The organism is Thiocapsa sp. (assembly GCF_011390875.1).
Classification (GTDB): domain Bacteria; phylum Pseudomonadota; class Gammaproteobacteria; order Chromatiales; family Chromatiaceae; genus Thiocapsa.
The window spans coordinates 1-276 of the sequence record NZ_JAABRP010000145.1; the positions used below are offsets into that span (position 1 = coordinate 1).

The window sequence follows — 276 nt, forward strand, 5'->3', positions numbered from 1 at the left end:
CTTTACGGCCGGACTACTCGCCGAGCGCCGCAAGGCCAGAGGCGTACGGCTGAACTATCCCGAGGCGATCGCCTACATCAGCTGCGCCATCCTGGAGGGCGCGCGCGACGGGCGCACCGTGGCCGAGCTGATGGACTACGGACGGACCCTCTTGACCCGCGAGGACGTGATGGACGGCATCCCGGAGATGATCGACGACATCCAGGTGGAAGCGACCTTCCCGGACGGGACCAAGCTGGTCACGGTCCACGATCCGATCGGCTGATGAACCGCGTC

Annotated in this window: 1 protein-coding gene; it reads left to right on the plus strand. The window is 66.3% G+C overall.

The annotated features are described in order from the left end of the window. Positions 1 to 265: urease subunit gamma (gene ureA, locus GPT33_RS12545; RefSeq protein WP_296809436.1), on the plus strand; the 265-nt coding region annotated here is incomplete at its 5' end. Positions 266 to 276: the final 11 nt, after the last annotated feature.